This window comes from Agrococcus sp. HG114 (assembly GCF_024723325.1).
GTDB lineage: Bacteria > Actinomycetota > Actinomycetes > Actinomycetales > Microbacteriaceae > Agrococcus.
Window position 1 is genome coordinate 1 of sequence record NZ_JANQCH010000092.1, and the last position, 9,338, is coordinate 9,338.

The 9,338-nt window shown below is 74.9% G+C and carries 7 protein-coding genes and 1 pseudogene; 1 reads left to right on the forward strand and 7 read right to left on the reverse strand.

Annotated elements, in window-relative coordinates; genetic code table 11:
• Nucleotides 1-8: 8 nt before the first annotated feature.
• Genes NWP09_RS09400 through NWP09_RS09410 form a run of 3 tightly spaced genes read right to left on the reverse strand, consistent with a single transcriptional unit; the run spans nucleotide 9 to nucleotide 2,516 of the window.
• The gene (locus tag NWP09_RS09400) at nucleotides 9-806 is read right to left on the reverse strand and encodes an ABC transporter permease (RefSeq protein WP_258275254.1); all 798 of its coding nucleotides are present in this window, start codon (nucleotides 804-806) and stop codon (nucleotides 9-11) included.
• Nucleotides 799-1,584: an ABC transporter permease gene (locus NWP09_RS09405; RefSeq protein ID WP_258275255.1), complete on the reverse strand. Its 786-nt coding sequence runs from the start codon at nucleotides 1,582-1,584 to the stop codon at nucleotides 799-801. Before NWP09_RS09405 ends, NWP09_RS09400 begins: the two co-directional genes overlap by 8 nt.
• Nucleotides 1,581-2,516 (reverse strand): ABC transporter ATP-binding protein, encoded by a 936-nt coding sequence (locus NWP09_RS09410; RefSeq protein WP_258275256.1) that lies wholly within the window; start codon nucleotides 2,514-2,516, stop codon nucleotides 1,581-1,583. Before NWP09_RS09410 ends, NWP09_RS09405 begins: the two co-directional genes overlap by 4 nt.
• A gap of 54 nt (nucleotides 2,517-2,570) precedes the next feature.
• Between NWP09_RS09410 and NWP09_RS09415 the strand changes: the two genes are divergently transcribed.
• A complete protein-coding gene (locus NWP09_RS09415; RefSeq protein ID WP_258275257.1) occupies nucleotides 2,571-3,998 on the forward strand; it encodes a LuxR C-terminal-related transcriptional regulator in 1,428 nt (475 codons plus the stop codon).
• A 3-nt stretch (nucleotides 3,999-4,001) separates the two neighbouring features.
• Here NWP09_RS09415 and NWP09_RS09420 read toward each other — a convergent pair whose 3' ends face one another.
• The 4 genes and pseudogenes from NWP09_RS09420 to NWP09_RS09435 all read right to left on the reverse strand — a co-directional run.
• Complete coding sequence (locus NWP09_RS09420; protein WP_258275258.1) at nucleotides 4,002-5,501, reverse strand: class I SAM-dependent methyltransferase; 1,500 nt, start codon at nucleotides 5,499-5,501, stop codon at nucleotides 4,002-4,004.
• Between the two features lie 29 nt (nucleotides 5,502-5,530).
• Nucleotides 5,531-7,672, reverse strand: coding sequence for a 3-hydroxyacyl-CoA dehydrogenase NAD-binding domain-containing protein (locus NWP09_RS09425; RefSeq protein WP_258275259.1), 2,142 nt, complete (start codon nucleotides 7,670-7,672; stop codon nucleotides 5,531-5,533).
• Nucleotides 7,672-8,877, reverse strand: coding sequence for a thiolase family protein (locus NWP09_RS09430; RefSeq protein ID WP_258275260.1), 1,206 nt, complete (start codon nucleotides 8,875-8,877; stop codon nucleotides 7,672-7,674). The genes NWP09_RS09425 and NWP09_RS09430 overlap by 1 nt, the downstream gene beginning before the upstream one ends.
• Nucleotides 8,878-8,949: 72 nt before the next feature.
• Nucleotides 8,950-9,338 (reverse strand): annotated as a pseudogene (locus NWP09_RS09435) (ribonuclease D); the annotation flags it as partial.

A 9,338-nucleotide genomic window follows, 5' to 3' on the forward strand; every position in this document is an offset into this window, starting at 1 on the left:
GCGCTGACTCACTCGTCGAAGGCGATGGAGCCGTCGCGCCGGCCGGCGTGCACGAACCAGCCGAGGCTGCAGCACGCGACGACGAGCCAGCCGGCCGCGAGCGCGAGCGCGGCGCACAGCTGGGCGGGATCGGCGGAGCCGGCGGCCGCGCCCCGCACGAACGCGAGGGCATGCGGCAGCGGGAGCGCCTGCACCGCCCACTGCACCGCGGGCGGCCAGAACTCCGTCGGCACCGTCACGCCCGCGGTCGCGACGAGGGCGGCGTTCAGCACGTTGGGCACGACGTTGCGCCACCGTCGCGCGTGCAGCACGGCCGCGCCGACCGCGAGGCCGACGGCATAGCCGCCGAGCGCCGTCGCGACGAGCCCCAGGAGCGCAAGGAGGACGCCCGCGGCCGTCCAGCGGACGCCGAGCGCCGTGCACAGGGCGAAGAGTGCGATCGAGGAGGTCGCGAGCGCCGAGCCCATCCACTGCACCGACCGGCCGACGAGGACCGGCCACAGCGCGCCCGGCGCGGCCACGAGCAGCGGGAACGAACCGGTGGAGCGCTCCCAGCCGGTGGACTGCACCGAGAGCATGGACTCGAGCCAGCACAGCAGCACCGCCTGCCCGAGCGCGAGCCGCAGCAGCAGGTCCGGGTCCTGCAGGAGGAGCCCGATGATCGCGAAGAACAGCACTTGCGACAGCACCCGGCCGAGCCAGCCGACGCCCCACGACAGCGGCGAGTAGACCGCGCGAAGGTCGCCGACGGCGATGCGCGTGGCCGCTCCCGCGATCCGGAGCGGGGAGACGAGCGCCTCACGCATGGCCGACCTCGCCGGTGCGCCGCGCGACGCGGAGCGTGCGTGCGAGCGCCGCGCACCCGATCGCCCAGCAGCCGAGGGCGAGGCCGGCGAGCGCGGCGAGCCGCCAGCCGGCCGCCTCGACGTCGGTCGCCGAGAGCGCGTCGCGCAGCAGGTCGCCGCTCCAGGACAGGAAGAAGAGCGACGAGGGCAGCTCGACCCACGCCGGCAGGAGGCTCACCGGCACGAGCACGCCGCCGAGCACGAAGAACGGGTACGAGAGGGCGTTCTGCACCGTCCTGGCGCTCCGCGCCAGCACGAACACGCATGACATGAGCGTCGCCATCCCGCACATCGCGAAGGCGGTGAGCAGGAGCGCAGCCGCGAAGAGCGCGGGATGCGCGACGGGCACCGCGCGGCCGAGGAGCAGCGACCCCGGGACCCACGCGAGCGGCACGAGCGCGAGCGACGACGCCGACACCATGGCCATCCGGCCCAGGTGCTGCGCCGCGAAGGGCGCAGGGGCGGCGAGCAGAGCGTCCATGCGGCCGGCGCGCCGATCGACGGAGATCACCTCGCCGCCGACGTAGAGGGACTCGGACCACATCCCCATGAGCACGGGGGCGAGCACCGCGGCGGGAGCGAGGTCGGGGCGCCCCGCGTGCATGAGCAGCGCCACGAGCGCGAGGGTCGTGAGCGGGGTGGTGCACCAGGCGAGGAACCAGTCGGGCGTGCGGCCCATCTGCCGCAGCTGGAGCAGTGCGCCCCCGACGAACGCGATCGCGGCGACCCGCGGGCTCACGGGCCCGTCCGGCGCTCGCCGATGAGCGAGAGGTACGCGTCCTCGACCGTGGGCGCGACGACGCTCACCTGCACCATGCCGGCGTCGGTGAGCGCGCGCACGTGGTCGGCCACCTCCCCTCGGACGGCGCTCCGAGTGGCCGTGCCGTCGTCACGCGTCTCGAATCCGCGGGCCTGGAGCAGGGGCCGGTGCTCGGGAGCGGCATCCGCGACCGTCACGCGCACCGTGCGCACCGCCTCGGTGATGCTGCGCGGGGTCCCGGCGGCGATGATGCGCCCGTGGTCGAGGAAGGTCAGCGTGTCGCACACCGCCTGGGCCTCGGCCATGTCGTGCGTCGTGAGGAGGACGGTGCGCCCCTCGTCGCGGAGCTGGCGCACGAGATCGCGGAAGCCGTGCGCCGAGACCGGATCCATGCCGACGGTGGGCTCGTCGAGCAGCAGCACCTCGGCGTCACCGATGAGGCCCCTCGCGAGGCGCAGGCGCTGCTGCATGCCGCGGCTGAAGGCCTCCACGCGGTCGCGCGCGCGATCGGCGAGGCCGACCGCCTCGAGCGCCGCGTCGGCGCGCAGCGCGGACGCGCGGCGCCCGAGGCCGACCATGGCGCCCCAGAAGAGCAGGTTGTCCCGCGCGGAGATCCGCGTGTACAGCCCGCGCTCGCCGCCGAAGACGACCGCGAGCGACCGGCGCACCTGCTGCGCCTGGTCGACGACGTCGCGCCCGAGCACGAGGGCCGTGCCGGAGCTCGGCAGCAGCACCGTCGACACGATGCGGCAGAGCGTCGTCTTCCCCGCGCCGTTCGGGCCGAGCAGCCCGTGGATGCCGCCGGTCGGCAGCGCGAGGTCGATGCCGTCGAGCGCCGTGCGCTCGGGCGAGCGGCGCGGTCGGAACGAGCGCGTGAGCGCGCGGGTCTCGAGCGCCATGCGGTGGGACATGCGTCCACTGTGCGGGGTACAGGAGTCACCGACGCTCAGTAGTATCCCTGAGCGATGGACGTCCACAGCAGAGTCGAGCGCGTGCGCGCCGCGCTGCGCGACGGCGACATGCTCGGCGCGATCCGTCGGCTCGAGGAGGCGCGCGAGCACGCGGCGGGCGAGGCGGAGCGGCTCGTGGTGGAGGTGCACACCGCAGCGTTCCGGCTCGCCGCGACCCACGAGACCTTCGGGCGTGTCCCGACCGCGCAGGCGTGGGCCGCGCTCGAGGGCACCGCGGGCGCAGCGCTGCCGCCCGCGCTGCGGCGCAGGCTCGAGCTCGAGCTGCGCATCAGCGACGGGATCGGCGCCTATGACGTCGCGCTGCTCGACGAGGCCGTGCGGGGCGCGCTCGAGCTCGCCCGCGACGACCCGGGATCGCTCCCGACTGCGGAGCGCGCGGTGAACAACCGCCTGGCTGTGCGCATCGCCGTGCTCGAGCGCGTCGGCATCGCGCCCGGCGAGCCGGGGCACGCGGATGCGCTCCTCGCGATCGGCGAGGCGCTCACGCTCGCCGACGCGCTCGGCGCGCGCGGCACGATCGACCGCCGGGCGGTGACCGCCGCCGTGACGATGGGCGACTGGCCGCGCGCGTGGGAATGGGCGCAGCGCGCGCTCGAGAGCGATGCCCTCGTGCCGAGGGAGCGCGTGGGCATCGCTACCGAGGCCGCGCTGCTCGCGCTCGAGCGGGGGATGCGCGCGGAGGCGCGCGAGCTCGGCGCGCTCGCGCGCGCGGCCGGTGCCGGTCGCAGCGCCGCGTGGGCGAGGCTGTGGGCGGGGACGGGCGCTGTCGTCCATGCCGCTGCCGGGGGCGCGTCGATGCACTCCGCGCTGGGGGTGCTCGAGCGCGCCGTCGAGCGCGAGCAGCATCGCAAGCTGCCGCACTTCGCGCTGCGGGCCGCGCTCATCGCGCTCGAAGCCGGCCTTCCGGGCGATCGGGTCTTCGCCTTCGTCGAGCAGTGCCTCGGCGTCAGGGAGGGGTGGCCGCAGCCGTGGCGCGCGGTGCTCGAGGCGACCGCGGGCCGGCTGGAGCCCGAGCGGGTGAGCGAGCTCGACGCATGGGCCGACGGGCCGGCGGGAGCGTGGCAGCGCGCGACGGCGCTGCGACTGCGCGCGAGGCTGCGCCTCAGGGCCGGCTCGGCGACGGCGGCGAGCGCCGACGTCGTGCGCGGTCTGCGCGTGCTCGCGATGTGGGAGGGCGCGCGACGGGAGGCGCTCGAGCGGCTGCGCGCGCGGATGCTGCCCCAGCGGGCGATCACGCCCGCGCAGGCGGCGGTGCTGCGGCTGCTCGTGCTCGGCCGGACCGACCGCGAGATCGCCGCGGAGCTCGGCCGCTCGCCGCGCACCGTCGAGACGCACGTGCGCGCGCTGCTGCGGGAGTACGGGGCGGCGAATCGCGTCGCGCTCGCCGTCGCCGCGTCGCGCGAGCCCTTCCTCGAGAGCTGACGCTCAGAGCCTCGCGAGGAAGCCCGTCACGACGAGCTCCCGCACCCGCGGCAGCAGATCGGCTGCGAGCACCGCCTCGTCGACCTCGAGCAGCGCAGCGATCGCGCCGATGAGCACGCCGAGCGGCAGCTCGCCGTCGCACGCGCCCACGAGCGCCGCGAGCGCCGTGTCGACCGACAGCGTCCGCTCCAGCCCGCCGCCCTGCACGAGCTCGATGACATTCGGGCCGGATGCGCCGGGCAGCTGGTGGCGCGCCTCGGTCACGTCGGGCGCGACCACGAGGCGGGCGAGTCCGAGCTCCTCGTCGTCGGTCTCCGCGAGCCACGCGGCGTCGTCGAGCGCGCGCGCGAGGTGCGCGCCGACGTGCTCGAGCGCGACGCGCTGCGGCACCCGCTCGAAGCGCCGGAGCGCACCCGCGCCGCCCCGCCTGGCCGCGAGCCAGCCCATCCCGATCGCGCGGACGCCTCGCGCCTCGAAGTCGTCGAGCCACGCTCCCGCGAGCGGGGCGAACGCCGGGTCACGCGGGAGCGTGCCGCCGTCGCGCAGCCACAGCTCCGCGTAGCGCACGGGGTCGAGCTCCTCGCGCTCGATCGCCCACAGGTCGAGCCCGCTGCGCTCCCAGCCGTCGACCCGGGCGAGGCCGCCCTCGCCGCCGATCGTCTCCCAGTTCCCGAGCAGGCGCGCCTGGCCGCCGCGGCGGAGGTGGTCGCCGAGGCCGCGGACGACCTCGGCCATGAGACCGTCGCCCGTGCGGCCCCCGTCGCGGTACTCGAACGCCGGCACGCCGGGTGCGCGCGGCGTGATGACGAACGGCGGGTTCGAGGCGATGAGGTCGAAGCGCTCGCCCTCGACCGGCTCGAAGAGGGAGCCGAGACGCGTCTCGATGCCGTCCACGCCGTTCAGGCGCGCGTTGAGCTCGGCGAAGCGCAGCGCGCGCTCGGAGACGTCGGTCGCCACCACGCGATCCGCGAAGCGCCGCAGGTGCAGCGCGATCACGCCGCACCCGGTGCCGAGGTCGAGCGCGTCGGCGACCGGAGCCGCGGCGGGCGGCAGGAGCGCTGCGAGGGTGCGCGCGGCACCGCCCACGCCGAGCACGTGGTCGTCGCGGAGCGGCGAGCGGCCGGCGAGCTCGTCGAGGTCGCTCGCGATCCACCACTCGCCGGCGCCGAGCGCATCCTGGAAGGCGTAGGGGCGGATGACCGCGGCCGGCAGCGCGCGGTCGCCCGCGACCTCGACGAGGCCGAGCGCGACCGCGCCCTCCACGCCGAGCGCGGGCAGCGCATCCGCGAGCTCGTCCGTCGGGACGGTGTCGCCGAGCACGAGCGCGCGGAGCAGCGTCGACGACGGGCCCGGGGAGCGCAGCGCCGCGCGGCGGGCGGGTGCCGCGACCGAGCGGGCGAGCGCGGCGTCGGCGGCGTCGCCGAGGAGCGCGCGGATGCCCTCGCCCGTGTGCCCCGCTGCTGCGAGGTCACGGGCGAGGGCGTCGACGAGCTGCGGCTGCATCCCGCCAGTCTGCCGCAGGGGCGTGCGGGTCAGGCCCTCGTGCCCTCGATGCGCGGCTCGTGGAACGTGCCGCCGAACACGCGCTCGGAGGCGCCGACCCGGTCGAGGTACGGCGTGATGCCGCCCATCTGGAAGGGCCAGCCGGCGCCGAGGATCATGCAGAGGTCGATGTCCTCGGCCGCCTCGACGACGCGATCGTCGAGCATCCGCTTGATCTCGTCCGCGAGGCCGTCCTCGATGCGCCGGCGCAGCGCGTCGACCGACAGCGGCACCGCGCCCTTCGGCACGTGCTTCGCGACGATCCTCCGCGCCCGCTTGTCGATGCCCTTCGCCTCGCCCTTCGCGTCCTTCTCGAGCAGCACACCCGCCTCGGCGAGCTCGTGCAGCGCCGTGGACTCGAAGAAGCGGTCGGGGAACGCGGCGTGGTGGGTGTCGAGCACGTGCGCGCCGACCTTGAGGCCGACGAGGTCGAGCAGCACGAACGGGTCCATCGGGAAGCCGAACCCGCGCTGGGCCTCGACGACCGACTCGAACGGCGTGCCCTGCTCGACCGCGTGCATCGCCTCGCCCAGCAGCTTCGCGAGCACCCGGTTCACGACGAAGCCGGGGGTGTCGCGCGTGATGACGGCGCTCTTCTTCAGGTCCTTCGCGACGCGCATCGCGGTCGCGAGGGTCGCGTCGTCGGTCGACGGGGTCCGCACGACCTCGATGAGCGGCATGACCGCGACGGGGTTGAAGAAGTGGAAGCCGACGAGGCGCTCCGGGTGGGCGAGGTTCGCACCGATCTGCTCGACCGACAGGCTCGACGTGTTCGTCGCGAGCACCGCCGTCTCGGAGAGGTGCGGCTCGACCTCGGCGAACACCTGCTGCTTGACCGACAGCTCCTCGAAGACGGCCTCGATGACCCAGTCGCAATCGGCGAAGTCGGCCTTGTCGACGGTGCCCGAGATGAGCGCCGCGAGCCGCTGCTGCTCGTCGGTCGAGATGCGGCCCTTGTCGGCCAGCGCACCGATCTCGGCGCGGATGCCCGAGACCGCGCTGTCGACGCGGGCCTGGTCGAGGTCGGTGATGACGACCGGCACCTGCAGGCGGCGCACGAACAGCAGCGCGAACTGGCTCGCCATGAGGCCGGCGCCGATGATGCCGACCTTCGTCACGGGCTTCGCGAGCTCCTTGTCGGGCGCGCCCGCGGGGCGCTTCGCCCGCTTCTGCACGAGGTTGAACGCGTAGATGGATGCGACGAACTGGTCGCCGACGGCGAGGTCGGTGATCGCCTCGTCCTCGGCGGCGAAGCCGAGCGCGCGGTCGTCCTTCCTCGCGAGCTCGAGCAGCTCGAGCGCGCGGTACGGGGCTGCGGGCACGCTGCCGATGCGCTTCTGCAGCGTCTCGCGCGCGATCCGCACGGCGATGGGCCACTTCACCGTGCGCTCGATGACGCCCGGCGCGTGCGGCCGCTCGACCTTCCGGCCGCCGAGCACCTCGTCGGCCCAGCGCAGCGACGACTCGAGGAACGTCGCCGGGCCGAACATCGCGTCGGCGATCCCGAGCTCGAGCGCCTCCGCGGGCTTCAGCATGCGGTTCTGCTTGAGCGGGTTCTCGACGACGACCTTGAGCGCGTGCTCGATGCCGATGAGGTTCGGCAGGATCGTCGCGCCGCCCCAGCCGGGGATCAGGCCGAGGAACACCTCGGGGAGCGCGATCGCGGGCGCGGCCGAGCTGACCGTGCGGTAGTCGGCGTGCAGCCCGATCTCGAGCCCGCCGCCGAGGGCGAGGCCGTTGATGAACACGAAGGTCGGCACCGGCGCCTCGTGCAGCAGCCCGAGCACGCGGTGGCCGAGGCGGGGGAGCTCTGCCGCGGTCGCCCGGTCGGGGATCTCGGAGACGTTCGTCAGGTCGACGCCCGCGGCGAGGAAGTACGGCTTGCCGGTGACGGCGATCGCATCGATCTCGCCGGCGGCGCCCCGGGCGCGCTGCGCCTCGAGGGTGTCGCCGAGCTCGAAGAGCGTCTCGGGGCCGAGCGTCGAGGGCCGGGTGTGGTCGCGCCCGTTGTCGAGCGTGATGAGCGCGAGCGTGCGGCCCGAGCCGAGCGCGACGTCACGGACGTGGCTTCGGGTGACGACCTCGTCGAAGCGGGCCGCAGCGAGGCGGGGGAACTCGTCGCGCACCGCCATCAGATGCCCTTCCCGTAGCGCTTGTGGTGCGGGTTCTCCCAGATGACGGTGCCGCCCTGGCCGAGGCCGACGCACATCGCGGTGATGCCGAAGCGCACGTCGGGGCGCTGCTCGAACTGCCGCGCGAGCTGCAGCATGAGGCGCACGCCGGAGGAGGCGAGCGGGTGGCCGATCGCGATCGCGCCGCCCCAGGGGTTGACGCGGGCGTCGTCGTCGGCGAGCCCGAAGTGGTCGGTGAAGGCGAGCACCTGCACGGCGAACGCCTCGTTGAGCTCGAACAGCCCGATGTCGTCGATGCCGAGGCCGGCCTTGCGCAGCGCCTTCTCGGTCGAGGGCACGGGGCCGATGCCCATGATGTCGGGGTCGACGCCCGCGAACGCGAACGACACCAGGCGCATCTTCGTGCTGAGGCCGAGCTCCTTCGCGGCCGACGCGGAGGCGACGATCGACATCGTCGCGCCGTCGTTGAGGCCGGATGCGTTGCCGGCGGTCACGCGCCCGTGCTCGCGGAAGGGGGTCTTCAGTCCCGCGAGCCCCTCCATCGTCGTCTCGGGGCGGGGCGCCTCGTCGGCGGTCGCGAGGCCCCAGCCCTCGGCGGTCTGCGTCGCGACCGGGATGAGGTCGTGCTGGATGTGCCCGGCCTCGAGCGCTGCGGCGTACTTGTGCTGCGACGCCATCGCGTAGCGGTCGGCGCGCTCCTTCGTGAGGTGCGGGAAGCGGTCGTGGATGCGCTCCGCCGTCTTGCCCATGTTGAGCGCGTCCATCGAGACGAGCCGCTCCGCGACGAAGCGCGGGTTCGGGTCTGCGTCGAGGCCCATGGGGTGGCGCCCCATGTGCTCGACGCCGCCGGCGATCGCGACGTCGTACGCGCCGAGCGCGATGCCGCCCGCGACCGTCGTCACCGCCGTCATGGCGCCGGCGCACATGCGGTCGATCGCGTAGCCGGGCACCGTGACCGGCAGGCCCGCGAGCATGCCGACGGTGCGGCCGAGCGTCAGGCCCTGGTCGCCGGTCTGCGTCGTCGCGGCGACCGCGACGTCGTCGATGCGGTCGAGCGGCAGGCTCGGGTTCCGCTCGAGCAGCCCGCTGAGCGCCTTGACCGCGAGGTCGTCCGCCCGCGTCTGCCAGTACATGCCCTTCTCGCCCGCGCGCCCGAACGGGGTGCGGACGCCGTCCACGAACACGACGTCGTCGTCAGCCACGATGCCTCCTGATTGGGTGGTTGCGGCCTCAGTGTAGGAAGCGCGCCCGAGCCCGCTCGTGGCGGTTGCCGCTTCCTACGAGGCGCCGTCGGAGGTGTCGGCGGGCGCTTGGTCGGCGTCTACAAATGCGGCCGCGATCCTCTGTGCGGTGGCCGCAACCTGCCACGGGCGCGCATCGCGCTCGCGGAGCGCTCGCGCGACCGCGTCGGCGGTCGGCTCGATCGGGTCCCACGCGAGGCGCCGGAGCGTGTCGGGCGTGAGCAGGTTCTCGGACGGCAGCTGCAGCTGCTCGGCCACCTCGGCGAGCGCGGCGCGCGCGTGCTTGAGCCGCGCGTCGGCCTCGGGCCGCCGCTGGCGCCAGAAGCGCGGCGGCGGCGGCTCGTCCGACGGGACGCGCAGCGCCGGCAGGTCGTCGGTCGAGCGACCGCGCTCGATCGCCGCCCACCAGCGGTCGAGCTCGGCGC

What these genes read in the sequence shown, in the direction of transcription:
- NWP09_RS09415 (WP_258275257.1), top strand. Translation starts at nt 2,571, where the DNA reads ATGGACGTCCACAGCAGAGTCGAGCGCGTGCGCGCCGCGCTGCGCGAC.
- NWP09_RS09410 (WP_258275256.1), bottom strand. Translation starts at nt 2,516, where the DNA reads ATGTCCCACCGCATGGCGCTCGAGACCCGCGCGCTCACGCGCTCGTTC.
- NWP09_RS09425 (WP_258275259.1), bottom strand. Translation starts at nt 7,672, where the DNA reads ATGGCGGTGCGCGACGAGTTCCCCCGCCTCGCTGCGGCCCGCTTCGAC.
- NWP09_RS09400 (WP_258275254.1), bottom strand. Translation starts at nt 806, where the DNA reads ATGCGTGAGGCGCTCGTCTCCCCGCTCCGGATCGCGGGAGCGGCCACG.
- NWP09_RS09420 (WP_258275258.1), bottom strand. Translation starts at nt 5,501, where the DNA reads ATGCAGCCGCAGCTCGTCGACGCCCTCGCCCGTGACCTCGCAGCAGCG.